Genomic DNA, 19,246 nt, shown 5'->3' with positions numbered 1-19,246 from the left:
TCTCCGTGACCCGCTTCATTGCTCATTCATTCCGGGGCATGGCCCATGCGCTTGCCTTCGTGGCAGCGATCGCCCCCGGCCTCGCGCAGGGTGTCGATCAGCTCCTGCTGGCGTCGCCGCCGCCTGCGCCTGGTCAGGGTGTCGCGCCTGCGCCTGTCCAGCCCGCGCAGCCGAGCCCGCAGAACCGGCGGGATCAAGCTTTTGATCGCGCGATCCGCGAGACGCTGCCGATGTCGCCGGGTCAGATCCAGACCTATCGCAGGGGGCTGGATGACACCCGCCGGGGCATCGCGACCCCGCTCAATCCAGGGAAGCCTGTCTCCCGCGCAATCCGCCTGACGCTCCGGCCCGGTGAGGAGCCTCCTGTGCTGCGCGTGCAGCCTGGGATCGTTTCGACGATGACCTTCTCGGACATCACGGGCCAGCCCTGGCCGGTCCTGTCTGTCACGACGGGCAATCCGCAGGCCTATGCCGCGCAGTCCGCCGGTGAGGAAGGGAAGACGAACATCATTGTCGTCAACGCCATCCAGGAGTGGGTTCCAGGCAATCTCGCCGTGACCCTGGTCGGGCACCCCGTTCCGATCACCCTGGCTATCCGGCAGGGCGAGCCCGAGGTCGATTACCGACTGGACGTGCGTCTCGATGCCCGCGGCCCGAACGCCGCGCAGGACATCGTCGGCACCACCAGTCTGGCGCCGACCAACGACTCGACGATGATCAAGTTTCTCGACGGCGTCCCTCCGCAGGGATCCCGCCGGATGAAGACGACCTCGCCCGATGTCGAGGCCTGGCGCTTTGAGGACATGCTCTACGTCCGGACCCGCGGCGACATTCTCTCGCCCGCCTACACGTCGCGCAGCTCGAACGTGTCTGGCGTGAACGTGTTCACCCTCGTCGATTCACCTGTCGTGATCGTCTCGGCCGGCGGCCGGGCGGCCCACGTTCGCATCAGCCGCTAAGGAACGACTGTCATGGAGCGAGCAAGCCTCGGGCAGCGCCTCTCTTCCTCCGTCAAGGGGGGCGGCCGGTTCCTCATCGTCATCGGCGCTGTCGCGACAGTCGCGATCGTCGGGTATTTCGTGAGCTCTGGTGGGGATCTTCCGCCGGCGTCCGACATCCGCTCGCCGTCGAACACCGTTCGCAACGTGCCGGGCTCGGCTGCCCCGACCGCAGACATGCGCCGGATGATCGACGACGCCGACCGCGATCGCCAGCAGCGTGCGGCGAACGAGGGGCGCAGCGCGCTCCCGACCGTGGTCGCGCAGCCGATGGCGCCGGTGGACATGCCCAATGAGGATCGCAACCGCCAAGGGAACGGCGACGGCATCGAGCGTCCGGATCCTCCGGTCGTGCGCCCGGTGATCGCGCCGCCGGTTCTGCCGGTTGCTCCGGTCGTTGCAGCTGTCCCGGTGAACCAGGTTGACGACGGCCTCGCCGAGCTGATGAAGCGCCAGATGGAGCAGATCGCCCGCATCCAGTTTGGGCCGGCCGACGTCAAATACTACGCGAAGGAGAATGTGCTCGCTGGCGCCGGCCAGTCGGGACCGTCGCAGGCGCAGGCCGCCGCCGCCGGCGCTGCCTCGCTCGTGGATCCGCTGAGCGGGCTGAAGCTCCCGCTGGCCGGCACGATCCTTTACGCCGAGATGGTGTCGACCGCGAACTCGGATGCGCCGGGCCCCATTCTGGCCCGCATTGCCCAAGGCGAGTTTGCTGGAGCCACGCTGATCGGGTCGTTCGAGACCAAGCGTGATGCGCTCGTTCTGTCGTTCAAGACGATGACGGTGCAGAACCTTCGCGATGGCACCGAGGTGAACAAGAGCGTCACGATCAACGCGGTCGCCGTCGATACCAAGGAAATCGGCACGGCGCTGGCCACTGACATCGACCGGCACATCCTGACGAACCTCGGCTTCACCGCGGCGGCTGCGTTCGCCCAGGGCTTCGGGCAGGCGATCGGTCAGTCCGGCCAAACCACGAACATCGGGCTCGGAGGCGTTACCGTCTCCAACCCGGCGCTGAGCACCCGCCAGCAGTTGTACGTCGCCGGTGGCGTCGCAGCTGGCGCGGCTGGTCAGATCCTCAATCAGACCTACGGCAACCGCCCGACGACCGTGAAGGTCGCGTCCGGGACGCCTGTGGGCATCCTCTTCCTGCCGAACGGGAACCAGTGATCATGAGCACAGAGAAAAAGGGCGGCGGGGACGACACGTTCGGCCAGGACATCGATTTCGGCGGCTTCGGCAACGACCCCAAGTCTGGCCCGGAATTCGAGCCCGATATCGATCTTTCCATCGACGAGGCCCCCGTCCAAGGGAAGCCCTCGCGCCCGACCAGCAAGCCCGCTGCCGTGCCCGAGGATGCGTTCGGCGGCTTCGGAGGCGGCGATGACGACAAGCCCTCTTTCGAGGATGTCGGCGGCGCTACCGCTGCGCGTCCGCTGAAGGCTTCCGATTTTGGTGGCGACGAAGAGGCGGAGGTTGCGACCGCCAGCCGCGCGCCGGCTCGCCAGGAGCACGAGCGCGTCAGCTTCGGCGGTGATGACGATGAGGACGAGGGCCGCGGCGAGGATCACCGTGGCGCTGGCTCGCATTCCGACGACGAAGGCGACAATGCCGGTGACCACGAGGATGGTGATCAAGAGGACGACGGCGACGAAGAGGAAGGCGACGAGGGCGAGGAAGGGGCCGTTGACAAGAAGGCACGGCTGATCCAGCTCGCGACCTATGCCGGCATCGGCGTCGGTGGCCTCGCGCTGCTGTATTTCAGCTTCACGCAGGTCATCCAGCCGTACATCGGTCCGCTGATCGGCCTCGACAAGCCGGCAGTCGTCCAGGTTGGCGCGCCGCAGCCGGTGGGTCAGCAGTTTGGCCAGCGGCCTGTGCAGCAGCAGGGGCAGTTGCCGCCGCTTCAGGGCATGCAGCCCGCTGGTGGAGCGCCGAGCCTGCCGCCGCCGTCGCTGCCTGCCGCCAACTCTTTGCCCGCTCCCGTGCCCCAGGTCGCTCCTGTTGCTGCGAAGCCCGATGCTGCGACGATCGAGCGGATCAACCGCCTCGAGGAGCAGTTGCGCGCCGCGGCGACCGCTCGCACCGATCTGGAGCAGCGCGCCAAGGGGCTGGAAGAGCGCCTGGGGGCTCTTGAAGCCCGTGGCGTCTCCCAGATGCCCAAGCCCACGACCGAGGTGCCACTGAAGCCCGAGGTCCTCTCTGGCTGGGCGCTGCAAGGCGTCTCGCGCGGTGTGGCCTGGGTCAAGGCTCCGTCCGGGAGCACCCTGCAGGTGAAGGCTGGTGACGTGCTGCCGGACAACGGCGGTGTCGTGAAGCAGGTCTCGAAGTACGAGAAGAACTTCATCGTCATCACCGACCGTGGCGTCATCGTTCAGCGGTGAGCGGCATGAAGACGCTGCCCCTCATCATCTCGGTCAAGGCGAAGAACTGGCGCGGCACGGACCCTGAGTCCGGGGGCGCCGACGCCGAGTTCCAGATGGTCAAGCCGCAGGTTCGGGCCCGCGACAACGATAGCTGCCGCTTCTGCGGCTTCCGCTCCCCCAAGGGCGGCTATTACATGCAGGTCCACCACCGGAACGATGATCATTCGGACAACCGTCCGGACAACCTCGTGACGACCTGCATGCACTGCCATGCGGTCCACCACATCGGCTTCTGGGGGCAAGACCGCGGAGCGGGCCGGGAGGCGTCGATCATCTATTTGCCTGAGATTTCCCAGGCTCACCTTTCGCATCTGTGCCGCACGATTCTGGTCGCGCGCCGCTACTGCGAGAAGGTGGTCGCGGATCCCAAGGAAATGGAGGATCGGAAGCAATCAGCTCGATTGATCGCCGAGTCCGCAGACGTCCTTATGGATCGGTTCCGTTCCAGGGAAGCGCTCGCCGAGGCTCGCTTGGGCTCATCGGATCCGGTCGACCTTGCGAATGCGCTGCTCAAGCTCAACGACGAGCACTATGAGCGTCGCATCGAGTCCCTGTCGCCCTACAGGCTTCTTTTGCTCGGGCCGCACTGCAAGGAGCGCGGCACGGACATGATGCCTCAGATCGTCGACGATTGGCTGGGCCCTGGCGGACCTTACGGGAACATCAAGCCCGCGGTCTGGAAGAACCTGGTTCAGAATCTCCATCAGCATTGAAGGCGAAATGCAGAGCGAGGACTGCAAATTCGGTGTTGTGGTCTTCGACGAGCCACAGGACCCACGTTCGGGGTGGTACGCGGTCGCCGGTGGTGACGCGGACCGCTTCTCGGGCGCGCACGAGCTGTCGACGGACACCATCTGGTGGACGAACGTCGCCTATGAGCACTTCTTCCGCGGACAGACAGAGATCTGGCGCATCCCGAGCCTGAAGCACGACAAGTATCTCGTGGTCAGCCATGTCGACACCCTTCGCGAGTGGGGCTACGACCCGGAATCGGCCGACCCTGATTTCGTCTGCCGCTTCTGCTCGGGCGCCTTTGATCGCGTGATGCGCAATGCATGGCGCCTGATCCGCGACGTCTTTCCGAAGACCGACATTCGCTCGGCGTTCCGCGGACGCACGCTGCGCGAGGACGTCCGCTGCCTTCTTCCTGATCTGGAATACCCCAAGGGACCCGCGGCGGAGGTGTTCCAGTCCGGCAAGGCCTGGGAGGAGTTCAGCCCCACTCTGGTCAAGCCGCCACGCGGCGGGCGCCGGATCACGCTGCGTTGGCCCCGTATTTCCTACGCCAACCATCTCCTGCAGACGCCAGTCCCGCGCGCGCCGTTCGAGTGGGTTTCGCGAGGCGACATGCTTTCGAAGGCCTCAGACAAGGCTGCGTTCGTTCTGAACAGCGATCGGCCGTGTGTGGCGAACGTCGCGCTGAAGGCGATCAAGCCTGAGGTCTCGGAGATCTACGTATTCGGCAGCGCCACCCAGAAGGAACAGCGCACGCAGCGCGAGTGGGTTGCGCACCCCGAATTCAAACACCTGGCCGACATGGCCGAGGTCGATGTCCGCCAGCTTTGGATCGGACGGGAATACTGGGTGATCATGCCCAATCTGCCCGAGCCGGTGAAGGACTTCCTCAGCGATCGCCTGGCCGAATACTCCTGGTCCGTCGGCATCGTGTCGGAGTGCCTGTGGCGCGCGTCGATGCTCGGCGAGGACAAGTCGAAGGCTGGCCCGATCCGTGACGGCGAGGAGAAGGCGCAGACCTCGTGGCAGGGCTTGTGGATACGGTCGATGGACAAGGTCCTGATGTTCCAGCACGCCCACCAGCTGACCCAGAAGGGCCATGCGGTGACCGGCTATGGCATCGGGTGGGTCAAGTGCACCGTGCCCGAGGAGGATGTCTCCCAGCTCATTGCTGACGGATTGCAGCAGGGCCTTGTCCCGGTCTTCAACGATGTGCCTGAGGGCGTCTTCAACGCGCGCAATTTGCCTTGGGGCGGAGACGACAAGACCAAGGATCTGGCCGTTCTGGTGGCGACCCGGAACCAGAACATGTTGTGGAACCTCGACAAGGTGCCGCTGCTGCCCAACAAGGCGAAGGGGCCATACCTCGCTTCGCTTCGCCAGCGTTTCATGGCAGCTTGAGCCCGCGGGCCGGCGGGCTTCCCTGCCGGTGGCATAGCGGAGCCATGATGGTCCTTCTGAAACGACGCCCGCCCCTCATCATTCTCCTGGCCGGGGTCCAGCTCGTGCTGACCAGCTTCACCTTGGGGCTGCTCGTTGGCCGACTAGGCTGGTGAGGGGTCCAATCCGAAAGCCAGAAACAGAAAGGGCCGCCCTCGGGCGGCCCTTTCTCGTTGGTAGTTCGGAACTCAGTGCCGCGGGATCTCGGTTTTTCTCACCGACAGCACGCCTGAGGTCATGGTCATCGCCTTGATCGCCGCCATGTTGACGATACGATCGGTGGGGATTTCGTCGTCGACCACGGAGATATGGCGCTCGTAATTGCCGCACCTGAACTGCAGTACGAACTCGAACCGGTCCTCGCCATTGGGGTTCTCAGGGCAGTTCGAGATCACATCCTTGAGCGAGTCCAGGATGTCGTGCGTAACCGACTTCGTGAGAAGCACCGACTCGCCGAAGGTGTCCTCCTCCGGCCTCTTGGCTTCGATGGCTTCTGCGTCGAGCTGAGCCAGCTTATCGGTCACATCGGGGCTGAGCCGCGCCAGCCTCGGATCGATGATGATCTCGTACTTCGCAGGCAGTGGGTTGTCGTCGATCAGTTTGGGTGCCGAGACAAGGGCGCGCCCGTAGATCGCGGCGTCGCCGTTCTCACGCAGCACGAAGTCTGCCTTGACCGCGAACGGCGTTTTGTTGCGAGCGGCCGATTCCAGAAGCTGCTGGGCGACGAGAGTGCTCTCGATCGACTCGTGACCGGACGCGCTGGGGAATACGCTTACGCTGTAGCGGTCGTTCTTCTCCACGAGGTCGAAGCGGACATAGGTGTCCTTCCGCCGGGTCTCGAACACGCCCACGCGCTCGATAGTGCCGTAAAGCAGGACATCCTTGTACTGAGCCAGGCCCTTGGCACGGAGCGCGGCCAGCACCGCGCTGCGCCGGCGGTATTTGCGGACGCGCATCTCGGGTTCCAGGTCATCGAGCGGGTGCTTCTGGAAGTAGAAGCCGACCGCCTCGAATTCCTTGTCCAGGCGATCGCTCCAATCGTCGACGTCTTCGATGTCCTTGGGAACCGACACCGTCGCCGCGCCGGCGAACAGGTCCCCGGTCTTCTTGTCCGCCGACTTGCGGGCATTCTTGGCCAGGAACAGGAGAGAGTCGCAGATGCGCCGGCGGTTGTTCACCGATTGCAGGCAGTCGAAGGCGCCGGCATGCGCCAGGTTCGTGAGCTGGGCCGAGTTGAACATCGCGATCGCACGCTCGAAGAACGCCGGAATGTTCTCGTAGGGGCCGTTAGCCTCACGCTCGGCCAGGAAGTCGCCGATTTCGGAGACGTTGGAGATAGCCGTCAGGCCGAAGCGGATGCACCACTTACCCTCGGCATCCTGCTCGGGAACGAAGCAATCAAACGACCGGTTGATGTCTGGCGGCAGGAAGGTGACGCCGACCGCATCCATCTCCATCTTGATGAGACCACGCTTGTCGTTCTTCGCCTTGTCCACCTTCGGGGTGTGGGTAAGCAGCGCTGAGTAATACTCGACGGGGTAGTGGTGCTTCAGCCAGGCCGTCTGGTAGGCGATCAAGGCGTAGGCCGCGGCGTGCGACTTGTTGAAGCCGTAGCCAGCGAATTTCTCGATGAGATCGAAGAGCTCCTCCGCCTTCCGCTGCGGGGTGCCATTGCTGACGGCGCCCTCGACGAAGCGGCCCTTCTCCTTGGCCATCTCCTCGGGGATCTTCTTGCCCATGGCCCGGCGAAGCAGGTCGGCCTGGCCGAGGCTGTAGCCGGCGACCTCCTGCGCGACGCGCATGACCTGCTCCTGGTAGACCATGATACCGAAGGTCTCTTCGAGGAACGGCTTCGTTCGCTCGGCCGGCTCCGGATAGACAGGCTCTTCCTGGCCGAGCTTGCGCTTGCAGTAGGACGGGATCATCTCCATCGGACCCGGACGGAAGAGCGAAACCGCTGCGATCAGGTCTTCGAAGCGGCTGACGCGCATCTTCACGAGCACGTCCTTCATGCCATCGCTTTCGAACTGGAAGACGCCGTTCGTGCGACCTGTGGCAAGCATGGCATAGACGCCGGCGTCGTCGAGCGGCAGCGTGGCCAGATCGATCTTGATGCCACGCGTGTTGGCGATATGCCCGATGGCATCGTTGATCGTGGTGAGGTTCTTGAGGGCCAGGAAGTCGAACTTGACCATCCCGGCCTTCTCGACCTCCTTCATGTTGAACTGAGCGACCTGGCTGCCGGTCTTTGCGTCGAAGCCGACCGGGACGAATTCCGTCAGGGGCCGGTCGGCGATGATCACGCCCGCGGCATGCATCGACGACGTCCGATAGAGACCCTGGATCTTGACCGCGTTTCGGAAGACCGCGAGGGCGCGGCGGTCGTTGTCGACCCGCTCCTTGAAGTCGGGGGAGTTCTTGTAGACCTCGGTCAGCGGCGTGGGCTTGGTCGGATCCTCGATGATGAGCGACGAGAGCTCGTTCGACTGGTGAACCGTCAGGCCGAGCTCTTCATGATGCATGACGACGCGCGCCGCATCCTTGATCGCGGATTTCGACTTGGTCAGCGTGAAGGTCGCGATGCGGGCGACGCATTCGCGCCCGTAGCGCTCGCCGACATAAGCCATCACCTCTTCCACCCGCTGAGGGCAGAAGTCGACGTCGAAGTCCGGCATCGAGACGCGCTCGGGGTTGAGGAAGCGCTCGAACAGCAGCCCGAACTTGATGGGATCGAGGTCGGTGATTTCGAGCGACCAGGCGACGACCGAGCCGGCGCCCGAGCCGCGGCCCGGTCCGACCGGGATATCGCGTGCCTTCGCCCATCGGATGAAGTCCGACACGATCAGGAAGTAGCCCGGGAAGCCCATCTGGTTGATGATGCGGACTTCGTAATCCAGTCTCTCCCGATACCGCGGCGCGTCGTCCTCCGAGATGCCATGGGCGCGCAGTCGCCGCTCCAGCCCTTCCGCTGCCTGAAAGGCAATCTCCTCGGCCTCGGTCCGGCCGCCTTCGGTTTTGAACGGAGGAAGGATCTCCTTGCGCTTGCCTGGGGCAAAGCCACAGCGCTTCGCCAGGGCGGCGGTCTGCTCGATCGCCTCCGGCAGATCACCAAAGAGCCCGGACATCTCCTCTTCCGACCGGAGGTGAAAGCGTTCCTCGGAGTGATCGATGATCGAGCCGTCGTCGAGGGCCTTGACCTTCTCCGACGACGCGACCGCCTTGGACACGAGGAGCGCGTCATGCCGATCAGGGGTGGCGTAGAGCACCTCGCTGGTCGCGATGATGGGTAGCTGCGCCTGCAGGGCGAGATTCAGCACGCGCTTCTCGATGGCGGCCTGCTCTGCGGACGGCGGGACGTTCCTGCAGACCTCGATGTAGAGGCGCTCCGGAAAGAGGATCTTCAGGAAGCCGAGCATCTGTTGCGCTTGCAGATCGGCCTCGGCTGGCTTGGCAGCCGTGATCATGCGTCCGATGAGGCTATCGGAGCCGCACCCGGTGATCGCGATCACGCCTTCACCGAGGTTCCGCTGTCGGATGACACCCAGCAGGTCTGAGGAGAGGAGTCCCTCCGTCCGACCGGGAGCGACGGCGAGATTGTGCAGCCGGCAGAGATTGATGTAGCCGATCTCGCTTTGCGCGAAGAGCAGAACCGAGCCGGTGACGTCCTTCGACGCCGTCGGCATATAGAGCTTCACACCGACGATCGCTTGAACCTTGTTCCCGCTCGCCTTGTCCGCCAGCGCCATCGCACCGTGCAGATTGTGCTCGTCGGCAATACCCAAGGCGGGCTGGCCGAGTTTCGCCGCCTGCTTCACCAGATCCTCGACCGCCGAAGCGGTGCGTCCGAATGAAAAGACGGATTGGACTCGGAAATGAACGAACGGCTGGGTCACTAGGGCCTCGTCAGCAAGGCTGAATCACAAACTGGTTGATAGAACCAGTTCCACAATCCATGTGAAATGGACAAGGACCATTCGATCAATCCATGGTCACGGCAGTGGATAGAGAATCGGTGTGTGCGTTGGATCTTTTCTCACAGCATGAATCAGCGAAGACGGAGCCGGCCCTTTCGGAGGACCAGGCTGCTGTCGTCAATGCGACCGAGGCGAGCGTTATCGTCATGGCCGGCGCCGGCACGGGCAAGACGAGGACGCTGGTTGCGAGGGTCTCTCATCTGATCGCGAAACGAGGCGTGAAACCTGAGGCGATCACGATCGCGACCTTCACCAACAAGGCGGCGAAAGAGATCCGAGAGCGCATAGCGCATTTCCTGGATATCGGCAGCGCCTCACGCATCCAGATGGGCACGTTTCATTCGCTGGCGGCGCGGATCCTCAGGCGGCATCACAAGACAGCGGGACTGCCCAAGCACTTCACCATCATCGACGACGATGACGCCCTCCGGCTGATCAAGAGCTGTGTTGAGCGCCATTTCCCGGAAGGCACGCCCGGGCGCGCCGACAAGGTGGACCGCTATATCTCAGCGCTGCCGACGGTAATCCGTCGCTGGAAATGCTGGGGCCTGACGGTCGCTGAGATCGAAGATGCCGAGCGCCCCCGCCGATCGGAGGAAGAGGAGCGTCTGGCCCAGTTCTACGTCGCCTACCAGTTCGAGCTCGATCGCCGCGGCGTAATGGACTTTGGCGATCTCGTCGTGCGCGCCTCGGCGTTATTGCGGGACCATCCGGAAGTCGCTGATGTCGAGATCGGTGGAATTGGTCATCTACTCGTCGACGAGGCACAGGATGCCAATCAAGCCCAGGTGGAGCTTGCGAGGCTTTTGGCCTCTCGTGGCGCATGCGTCATGGTCGTTGGCGACGTCGACCAGAGCATCTATTCGTTTCAGGGTGGGTATCCCGAGGCGATGGACCACATCGCCGGAGAGAACGCGCGGGTCTATCCGCTCACGATCAATCGTCGTTGCACGGACGAGATCCTCGCCCCTGCGGTCAAGCTTGTGGGCTGGAACCGCCGCAAGTTCCCGAAAAGCCTGGCATCCGGGACGTCCGGAGAACGTGTCCAGCACGGCCTTTATGGGGGCGAGCGGGAAGAGGCCTGGGCTGTCGCCGCGCGTCTCGCCGAACTTGCGAAGGCAGGACAGAAATACGACGACATCGCCGTTCTCGTTCGATCGGCCTTCGTGATCCCGACAATCGAGGAGGGCCTCCTCAAGGCCAAGATCCCTTACGAGCTGGCGGGTGGTGCGAGCCTTGTCGACCGCGAGGAGGTTCGCGATATCGCGGCGTACATGCGCCTGGCGGTGAACCCATGGGACGACCTTGCCTTCCAGCGGATCGTCAACCGGCCGACGCGTCAGCTCGGACCTGTCGCTGAGCACGCGCTCGTTGATCAGCACCTGGCCACCGGAGAGCCTTTCCACGAGGTCTGCGCTCGCATTGCAGCAAATCCCCAGGGGCGGATCGTTCCGGAAGCCGTAGAGGCGCTCAAGCGACTCTCCAACCTTCTGGAGGCGCTCCATCGCGCCCACGCGCACGCTGAGGAAGACACGGCCACGATTTTGGAATTCGTGCTTCGCCCTGAGGGCGTCGGTTACGAGGATTTTGCTGGCAAGGCAGGGAACCGGGCTGCAAAGCGCCGGGTCGAGAACCTGAACGTCCTGCGCCGGATCGCCAACGAGGAGCCCTCCGCGCCGCTTTTCCTGGAAAGGCTGGTCCTTGGTGGAGAGATCGCCATCGAGCGCAGCAAGCGCGGTGCGGTCACGATCTCGACCATGCATGCGAGCAAGGGGCTGGAGTGGGACCATGTGCTCTGCGTTGGCGTGGACTCGGCCGTCGTGCCGAGCCCGAGAGCGCTGCGCGAGCCTGTAAGGGGCAAGGCCGGCGATCGGTGGTTCGGGCCGTCCGCGGGCGGCATGGAAGAGGAGCGCAGGCTTGTTCACGTCGCCTTCACCCGTGCGCGCAAGTCGCTCTGGGTATCGGGCGCGTCGATCCGCAATGGGCGGGCGGTGAACCCGTCGCCGTTCTTTGCCGAGAGCGGCCTCACCATCGACAGCTTCTTCGACCCCTTCGTTGACGACAAGCCGAAGGCGGGGATGCGGGGCAAAGGGTTCTCGCGCGCGAAGCCGATTGCTCCGGTTCTGTGAGGGCGTTGTGACTTTCGGATCAGGCGTCGAGCCTGGAAAGATGGGAACGCAGAGATTTCGAACCTGGGTCGGTGGCGCGCTGTTGCTGGTGGCTGCAGGCTGCGATCTCTGGATCGTCACTTCTCTGTGGCCGCATTCCTCGTTCTCGGGGCGCTCTGCCATCGAGAGCCCCGCCGGGGCAATCGTTGAACGAGAGGGCGCCGGCCTGTCGGAAGCATGCCTCACCGCTCTCCACAGCCTGGGCGACGCGATGATGCGCGAACAGTTCGCGCGCGGGCTCTTCACCCATGGGCGGTTTGCCGAAGGGCGTGAGAAGGCGGGTCAGGACTACTTCGACGAGCAATGCCCTGCCGGCGCCTTTCTCGCGGTCCGACAGTCTGTCGCCGACAAGGCCGAGGGTGACCGCTCCAGCCGCGTCGCGAGGGCAGCCAGGTGACCAGTCGCCTTTCTCTCGCAGAAGCCCGCAGGCTCGGGATCATCAAGGATGGCGAGGCCCCGCGGCGCCCCGCTCCGCGGCATCTCACCGGTGTTCCGTCCGCGCCGCGGCGCGCCCACAAGGGCGGGCGAGCCAAGCGTGGCGTGATCGGGGCGGCAGAGCCGTTCGAAATCAGGTTCGTCATCGATTGTGAACCGCGAACGAAGCAGCGCGCGAGGACACAAATGTCGAGCCGCGCGATCCTCGAGGCGTTCAGCCGGGCAAGAGGGTCGTATTCCGAGTTCGAAAGGCTTCTGAAGGCGGTGCCGAGCCGTAGCTTCACTCCGAAGGAGACGAAGGAGTACGAGGACCTGGTCGCACAGATTGCGAAGGCTGCAATGCGGAGCACAGCTCCTATCGAGCGGCCCGTCTGCGTTGAGATCGCCTTCGAGATGGAAGGCGATCCCGACACATGGCCGACCGACGTCACCGATCCGGACCTCGACAACGCCAAGAAGGCGATCCTCGATGGCTGCAACCGCATCGTCTGGAAGGATGACCGCCTTGTCTGCCGCGCCGTCGTCTCGAAAATCTGCTCGCGGACGCCCCGTACGACGGTCATTGTGACGCCTGCCTGAAAAGCGGGGACGGGCGCCGCATCTTCATTTCGGCATGCGAGTGCGGGTGATAAGGATTGCGCAATCAATCCTTAATTCGCTTCCGCGGGCCAGTGATGAACGAACGGCTGATCTTTTTTGATACCGAGACGACCGGCGTGAACAAGAATGTCGACCGCATCTGCGAGGTTGGCCTCATCGAGACCGTCGGCCTGGTCGAAACCGGGAACGTCTTCCATCGCTACATCAATCCCCAGATGAAGATGCCCGCTGAGGCCCAGGAAATTCACGGGTTGAGCGATGAGTTCCTCGCCGACAAGCCCCTTTTTAACGAGATCGCCCTGGATCTCGTCGAGTTCATCGGCGGCGCCAAGGTTGTCGCCCACAACGCCAAGTTCGACGTCGAGTTCATCCTGGCGGAGCTGCGTCGATGCGGCATCGGTGATGTGCCCTGGAGCGGGACTGTGGACACACTACTCCTCGCGCGCGAACGCTTTCCTGGCAGCCCTGCCAGCCTGAATGCACTTCTCGATCGGTTTAATATCGACCGGTCCTCCCGCACGCTTCACGGGGCCCTGCTCGACAGCCAGCTGCTTATTCCTGTCTACTTCAAGCTTCTCGGCCTCGATCAGCTTCAGCTCACGGCCGAGAAGGCTGAGCCCGAGCAGCGCAAGATCGTCGCGGCCGCCGGCGCCCTTCAATCGTGGTTTCCGCGGCGAGGCGTCATCCAGCCGTCGCCGGAGGAGATGGAGCAGCACAAGGCCTTCATCGGGAAGCTCGGCGACGAGGCAGTGTGGAAACGGTGGGCGAGCACGGTGGATCAAGGATTGAACGCTTGACCGCCGACCTTGTGATGGTTTTGAGTTTCAATCCTTGATGCTGTTCTTGATGTGGTGATCGTGCCAGTGACTGTGACGCCCAATCCCGATCCGAACCCGACAGGGGATGCCGCCGCTGCGGACACGCTTTCGCGTGTCGGTGCGCTGTGTGATCACATCCACGAGCGCCGGCAGGCGATGGTCGATGCCGTGATGGATTCAATCTCCCAGCGAGACCGGCAGATCGCCGAGCTTCAGGAGCTCGTCGCGCGGAAAGACGACCAGATCGGGCAGCTCAGCCAGAGAGTGGCCCGCGTCGAGGGAGAGCGCGACGCGGTTGCTGCGGACCTCCGACAGGTGACCTGCGACAAGAATGTCGACCATGCCAGGCTGACGGATGCCTTGCAGCAGCTTTCGGCTCAGCGTGAGGCTGACGTGAAGCGGCTTTCTGCAGAACTGCACCAGGCCGAGCAGCGTGCGCACAACATTCTCGTCCAGCTGCGCGAGACCACGCGTCTCTCGGAGGCGCTGCAGGCAGAGCTTGAGCAGACGACTGCTTCGTTGGCTGCCGCACTGCAGGCAAACGCTTTGCTGACGGCTGAGCGGGATAACGCTGTCAGCGCCCATGGCGAACTCCAGGTGGCGACGGAAACCATGCTCCGGAACTTCCGCGGTTTCCGCTCTGCCGCCGAGCCGGAGGTTGCCGCCAATCTCCCAGCCGCCCCCGGCACCAACAGCACGATCGTCGAAGTCGGCCCCGCGCCGCGGCCTGTCATGACCTCGTCCCAGACGGCGATCGTTCCGCCCGCAGAGCCGGCTGACGCTTTCGAGCCGATGCCCGACTTCTCCCTTCAGCGTGGCGGCCGAGGTGGCGAGCAAACCTCAGAACAACATCTTGCAGCCTCGCTGCGCACCCTTACGCAGCGGGTCGGCGCCCAACCGATGACCGCGACTGGAGCCTGACATGAGCGATACCGACACGAACCAGCTCCTCCATGACGCGCGCGGCCTGACCGAGGCGATCATGGAAGCGGCTGTTGAGCGCCAGCGCGGGGCGCTGTCCTCGATCCTCCAGCAGCTCGAAGCGACCATCCAGACCAAAAGTGAGCGGATCGTCGAGCTGGAGAAGGACCTGATGATGGCAAAGGTGGAAGGGCACGATGCCCGTCGCCACCTGACCACGATCCATACCCAGCACAACGAGCAAATCGCGGCTCTGACCGAGCGCCTCAATCAGCTCCACGCGGACGAGGTTCGTCGCCTCGGCAGCGCGCATAGCGACGAGCTGAAGGGCCTGCAGGAACGCTTCGCCGGCCTGATGAAGAAGGTCCGGGACGAACTCGAAGCCGAGCGCAACCGTTGCGACGCGGAAGTTCTTCGCGTCCAGCAAGAGTCGTCTGCGGCTCAGAACGCGCTGTTGGAGCGTGTGGAAGCCGACAAACGCGGCCTGATCTCGGCCTTCGAGGCGGAGCGATCCGCTCTCATCGAAGGACACGAGACGGAGAGACAGAGCCTCGTCGCGGTGACCGAACAGGTTCGCTCCGAAACGGCGGCGACCTTTAGCGATCGCATCGCCACCCTGGAGGCGGAGCTCGCCCGCGTCATCGAGACGGCCCGTGTGGACCGCGTCGCACTCGTGCAGGCACATGAGCAGCAGGTCAGTTCGCTGACTTCGGAGCTGGAAAGCACGCTGATCGGCGGACGTGATGCTCTCGCAGCAGCCGAGGTGCGCCACCAGCAGGAGCTGGAAGCCAATAACGCGGCACATGCCGAGCGCCGGCGCGACCTCGCTCTGCAGATCCAGAAGCGGTTCGACGACCAGGAGGGTCTGCTGCGCGCGAGCCAGGACGAAAACGCCGTGCTGCGTCAGAAGCTCGCGGACAGCGAGCGGAGCGTTGCACGTCTCAACGAATCCATGAACCGGCTGATCGAAGTGGCCAGAAACGATCTCGGCGCTCTTCGTCAGATCGGGCAGATGGCTTCGATGCGTCAGCTGAACTCGGGCGAGCCGGAGGACATCCCGGCGATGCCCCTGCGCAGCGCCAAGGTTATTCAGCTGCCGCTGCTCTCGGCGGCGGCGCAGTGAACTTCACCAAGTTCTGGCGCAGCACGTCGGGGCGATTGTCGATGATCCCCGAGCGCACGGGATCCTGGGCGCGCGTGCCGCCAGACTTGGTCTGAACGACCTCCAGGCTCGGCCCGTAGTGGCCGAGTGATTGATGGATGGCGGCGAGCAGATTTCCGGCCATGAGCCGGCGTGCCGCCTGTTCGCCGAGCCGGACCTCGGCCAAGCCGATAATGGTTTCGACAGCTTCCTCCACCGAGCCGCCGTGAGCGGTCGTGAGAACGAGGTGGCCACTTTGCGACGCAATGAGAGCCTGCTGCGCCGCCTCCGGTGTTCGGATCTCACCGATGAGGATGTATCGCGGCCGCGACCTGAGCGCAGCCATTACAGCCATCTGCCAAGTGTAGGTTTCCGAGATACCCATCTGGAAGCAGATGCCGGCACCGACGGGTCCCTGCAGCAGCAGCTCGGGCGGGTCCTCCAGAGTGATGGCGACGCCTCCGCGGATCTTCAGGTAGTCGTGGAGTGCGCCGAACACTGTGGTCGTCTTTCCGGCTCCGGTCGCGCCGCCGACAAGCACAAGTCCTCGCCTGGCCGCGAAGCCGCGCATCATCGTCACCGCGTCCGGGTGCAGCCCAAGCTCGTCGAGCGTCGGTGGTGACAAAGGGATACGACGAATGGCCGCCCAAACCTGATCCTCGACGGTGGGCATCCGCACGAAGCGAAGCCTCATCTCGTCGTACGTGACCGTGCCGGAGTTCGTTCCGTCGTCATTGATCGCGTTCCGGACGGCAGCGAGGTCGCTGTCATGGCCATCCGGCACGGCAGCCAGACCCGACTTGCCCTCGTTGTTGGGACCGATCCGGTAGATCGCCTGCCCGTCCTTATCGAGGCGCAGGTAGAGGTCCGAGAAGTTCAGGTCGACGAGATCAGCTTTCATTCCGCCGTCGCAGAGATTCGATCGCTTAAAGGGTTCAAGTAGACGATCCTATGGTTTTTGGGATCCAGCAAGATTTTCGATAGCGGTCCTTGTCGCTTTCATGTCCCGCCGGGAGAGTTGGGTTGAAACTGAGCACCCATGAGCCTTCTGAGCCCGCGAGACCTGGTAGACGATGACGAAGCCTTTCTCCCGGCGATCGAAAGTGCCTGGGCGAAAATCGTCGGCTTCGACGCGGCGTTTCCAGACAGCGACCTAACCGGGCATTCTCGTCGCGTTGCCAGGAGCGCCATGGCGATCGCCCGTCAGGCCGGATTTGCCCAGCGGGACGTATTAGAGCTCGGCGCGGCATGCCTGACGCACGACATTGGCAAGCTCGATGTTGGGAGTTCCATTCTCAACAAGCCCGGCATCTTGACCGACATCGAGCGTTCCGAGATGCGAAAGCACGCGCATTATGGCTTTCTGGCTCTCCGAGCGATCCCAGATCTGCCGGCCGTCTTCACGCTGGTCGCGCGCTTCCACCATGAGAGCTTCGACGGCAAGGGCTACGAGGGGCTGCAGGGCGACGCTATCCCGGCGGTAGCCCGGATCGTTCAGATCGCGGATGTTCACGATGCGCTCTGCTCCCGGCGGGTCTACAAGCCGGGCGAGCCTGAAGGGAAGATCATCTGTGCGATGATCCGACCGTCCCGCAGCGGGCTGGGGCGCGCGCAGTTCGACCCCTTCTTCCTCCGCCTGTTCTCGAAACTCCGTTTGGCGGACCCTGATTTCGCGGCAACGGCGCCCGAGCGGGCTGAGATCGAGGCTTTCGTTGCCACCGAGCCGAGGCTGGATCAGCCGAACGCCCGGCAGGATACGGTCACGCCTGATTTGCCTGAATTTGTAGCCGCTGGGCCGAGCCTGAGGCTGTAATGGGAGCTCCTTCAGAAAAGGTTCAGGCCGCGATCGACGCTGTCCTTCGCGCGCACCGCGGGCTCGCTACCCCACGAGGCGCCTTCAGCAAATGTAAGCAGGTAGCGGCTGCGTTAGGGACGCAGCTTGAGCGCGCCGGAGTCGATTTCAAGGTGCTACGCCTCACGGAGGCTGCGAAGAGCTTCCCTGATGCAGATCCTCGATGGCTGAAGCTCGGTAAACCGTCGTGGTGGATCCACTACGTCGTGGAGGTTGATGGTCAGGCCATTGACCTGACGGCCCGTCAATTCGATCCCTCCTGCCAACACCCTCTGTTGACACCGATGCGCGAGGTTCGACTGATCTGGGAGGAGATCGAGGTCGTTCCCATCGACGAAGTCTGGCCAACCCGACGAGTAAACTCCGCTCCTGGACTCTGAAGGCTGAATGAGGCGTTCGGGCCTCGACCCGTCGTGGCATTCGAGCAATCCTATTCTACCGAATCCAAACCACTTGGCCGGAGCAGATGTCAGACCAGTCCATTCGCGAGCGTCGAAAGCATCACCTCGTGATCCATGAAGGCGTGACGCCCAAGGAGGCAGAGGATTTCCTCGAAACCATGGAGCTTGCGGGCCGAACAGATGCCGAAGGGTACGCCCAGTTTCTCCTGGCGCTTGATGAGCGGGTCGATGAAGCCGCGTCGAAGGATGCGGAGTTGGCCGCGCGCAAGCGGGTGGAGGAAGTCGTGAAGGCCAGCTCTGGACGGCTGACCCAGTCGCGTGTCCGCGACATCCAGAGGTCCTTGGGCGGACATTAGTCGGTTGCATCCCGACTCGGTACGTTTCCAGGTCAGCTTCAGGAGGCATTTATGACCACGCGCTTTGCAGATCTCGTCAGGCAAGTCGCCAGTCTCAAGGATGTGATGGCACGGGGCGTCCTGCCCGGCGCCCTGGTGTGCGGGCTTGTGGTCACCGGAATGGCGGTAGCCCGCGCTGAGACGCTGGACGCCGTGCGCCCAGCCGCGGTTGCCACCACGTCGGTCGAGCGAATGGCCGAGATGCAGGTCGAGATCGATCGGGTCGCGCTGAACTATTACCAGGGCGCGATCCGCGCGATGGCAGCTGCCGATCTTTCGAAGATGCCTGCCGGGACGGCCCTGCGCACTCTTCAGCAGATGGCATCCGATACCCTGGCGAACGCGCCCTCCCGCGGCGAGCTGAACTTCGGCCCCTCGGCCGTGCCGGGCCTCGAGGCCGTCTCCGGGTTCTTCAATGGGTTCAGGCCCGGCGACGACGCGCAGAGCGTTCAGCGAAGGGCCCGGGACATGGCCAGCGAGCTCGGCGTCGATCTCTCTGCTTTCGCTTTCGGTTCGCTCGTCGAGGAGCTCGCCAAGGCGAACTCGGTCCACCGGGAGGCACTTGAGGAGATCGAAAAAGTCGCCAACGATCATCGAGGCACCAGCATCGAGGACTTGGCACTTCTCGCCGTTGAGGGCGGCTTCGATCGCCATGCGACCTCGTCTTCGCTGCTGAGGCAGATGGTGAGCTATGCCATCGCGGGTGACGACGTGATCAGCGAGCACGACCGCGATGCCGTGCTGGTAGAGTTCAATCGCAATGTCGCGCTCCGCGCCGGCCTGACCGCGATCGAGGAGAAGCTGGCTTCCGAGGGAAATTGGATTGACCGCGGCTGGGTCAGGCAGACGGCGACGAAGGCGATCGATCGAGCCGAGCACTTCGCGCCGGTCCCGGCCGGTCCTTCTCCATCTCCCTGAGGCTCAATCCGGAGAATGCAA

The 19,246-nt window shown here is 63.8% G+C and carries 16 protein-coding genes; 14 read left to right on the top strand and 2 right to left on the bottom strand.

The window, feature by feature from the left end; genetic code table 11:
- Positions 1 to 5: 5 nt before the first annotated feature.
- The 5 genes from ACODTJ_RS19940 to ACODTJ_RS19920 are packed head-to-tail and all read left to right on the top strand — an operon-like array spanning position 6 to position 5,563.
- Positions 6 to 959 carry a DotH/IcmK family type IV secretion protein gene (locus ACODTJ_RS19940; RefSeq protein ID WP_488849720.1) on the top strand — a complete coding sequence of 318 codons (954 nt, stop codon included), beginning with the start codon at positions 6 to 8 and terminating at the stop codon, positions 957 to 959.
- Between the two features lie 12 nt (positions 960 to 971).
- On the top strand, positions 972 to 2,171 hold the full coding sequence (locus tag ACODTJ_RS19935) for a DotG/IcmE/VirB10 family type IV secretion system protein (RefSeq protein WP_488849719.1): 1,200 nt from the start codon (positions 972 to 974) through the stop codon (positions 2,169 to 2,171).
- 2 nt (positions 2,172 to 2,173) lie between these two features.
- Positions 2,174 to 3,385: a hypothetical protein gene (locus ACODTJ_RS19930; protein ID WP_488849718.1), complete on the top strand. Its 1,212-nt coding sequence runs from the start codon at positions 2,174 to 2,176 to the stop codon at positions 3,383 to 3,385.
- A gap of 5 nt (positions 3,386 to 3,390) precedes the next feature.
- Complete coding sequence (locus ACODTJ_RS19925) at positions 3,391 to 4,140, top strand: HNH endonuclease (RefSeq protein WP_488849717.1); 750 nt, start codon at positions 3,391 to 3,393, stop codon at positions 4,138 to 4,140.
- Between the two features lie 7 nt (positions 4,141 to 4,147).
- Positions 4,148 to 5,563 (top strand): hypothetical protein, encoded by a 1,416-nt coding sequence (locus ACODTJ_RS19920; protein WP_488849716.1) that lies wholly within the window; start codon positions 4,148 to 4,150, stop codon positions 5,561 to 5,563.
- A 227-nt stretch (positions 5,564 to 5,790) separates the two neighbouring features.
- Here ACODTJ_RS19920 and dnaE read toward each other — a convergent pair whose 3' ends face one another.
- Positions 5,791 to 9,495: a DNA polymerase III subunit alpha gene (gene dnaE / locus ACODTJ_RS19915; protein WP_488849715.1), complete on the bottom strand. Its 3,705-nt coding sequence runs from the start codon at positions 9,493 to 9,495 to the stop codon at positions 5,791 to 5,793.
- Positions 9,496 to 9,587: 92 nt separating this feature from the next.
- On the opposite strand from dnaE, the gene ACODTJ_RS19910 reads away from it, so the two are divergent.
- From ACODTJ_RS19910 to ACODTJ_RS19885, 6 genes are all read left to right on the top strand, one after another.
- Complete coding sequence (locus ACODTJ_RS19910) at positions 9,588 to 11,705, top strand: ATP-dependent helicase (protein WP_488849714.1); 2,118 nt, start codon at positions 9,588 to 9,590, stop codon at positions 11,703 to 11,705.
- Between the two features lie 40 nt (positions 11,706 to 11,745).
- Positions 11,746 to 12,141 (top strand): hypothetical protein, encoded by a 396-nt coding sequence (locus ACODTJ_RS19905; RefSeq protein WP_488849713.1) that lies wholly within the window; start codon positions 11,746 to 11,748, stop codon positions 12,139 to 12,141.
- Between the two features lie 224 nt (positions 12,142 to 12,365).
- Positions 12,366 to 12,758 carry a RusA family crossover junction endodeoxyribonuclease gene (locus tag ACODTJ_RS19900; RefSeq protein WP_488849712.1) on the top strand — a complete coding sequence of 131 codons (393 nt, stop codon included), beginning with the start codon at positions 12,366 to 12,368 and terminating at the stop codon, positions 12,756 to 12,758.
- Between the two features lie 95 nt (positions 12,759 to 12,853).
- Entirely contained in the window at positions 12,854 to 13,576 is a 723-nt protein-coding gene (dnaQ, locus tag ACODTJ_RS19895) for a DNA polymerase III subunit epsilon (RefSeq protein ID WP_488849711.1), read from the top strand.
- A gap of 177 nt (positions 13,577 to 13,753) precedes the next feature.
- Positions 13,754 to 14,518: a hypothetical protein gene (locus ACODTJ_RS19890; RefSeq protein ID WP_488849710.1), complete on the top strand. Its 765-nt coding sequence runs from the start codon at positions 13,754 to 13,756 to the stop codon at positions 14,516 to 14,518.
- A gap of 1 nt (position 14,519) precedes the next feature.
- Entirely contained in the window at positions 14,520 to 15,641 is a 1,122-nt protein-coding gene (locus tag ACODTJ_RS19885; RefSeq protein WP_488849709.1) for a hypothetical protein, read from the top strand.
- Here ACODTJ_RS19885 and ACODTJ_RS19880 read toward each other — a convergent pair.
- The gene (locus ACODTJ_RS19880; protein ID WP_488849708.1) at positions 15,604 to 16,560 is read right to left on the bottom strand and encodes an ATPase, T2SS/T4P/T4SS family; all 957 of its coding nucleotides are present in this window, start codon (positions 16,558 to 16,560) and stop codon (positions 15,604 to 15,606) included. The genes ACODTJ_RS19885 and ACODTJ_RS19880 overlap by 38 nt on opposite strands.
- 138 nt (positions 16,561 to 16,698) lie before the next feature.
- On the opposite strand from ACODTJ_RS19880, the gene ACODTJ_RS19875 reads away from it, so the two are divergent.
- From ACODTJ_RS19875 to ACODTJ_RS19865, 3 genes are all read left to right on the top strand, one after another.
- Entirely contained in the window at positions 16,699 to 17,472 is a 774-nt protein-coding gene (locus ACODTJ_RS19875; RefSeq protein WP_488849707.1) for an HD-GYP domain-containing protein, read from the top strand.
- Positions 17,473 to 17,977: 505 nt separating this feature from the next.
- Positions 17,978 to 18,268 carry a hypothetical protein gene (locus ACODTJ_RS19870; protein WP_488849706.1) on the top strand — a complete coding sequence of 97 codons (291 nt, stop codon included), beginning with the start codon at positions 17,978 to 17,980 and terminating at the stop codon, positions 18,266 to 18,268.
- Between the two features lie 51 nt (positions 18,269 to 18,319).
- Entirely contained in the window at positions 18,320 to 19,225 is a 906-nt protein-coding gene (locus ACODTJ_RS19865) for a hypothetical protein (protein ID WP_488849705.1), read from the top strand.
- Positions 19,226 to 19,246: the final 21 nt, after the last annotated feature.

Source organism: Allobosea sp. FG18, assembly GCF_057809495.1.
Note: the sequence above shows the minus strand (reverse complement) of the source record. Positions and strands in the feature narration are given on the sequence as shown.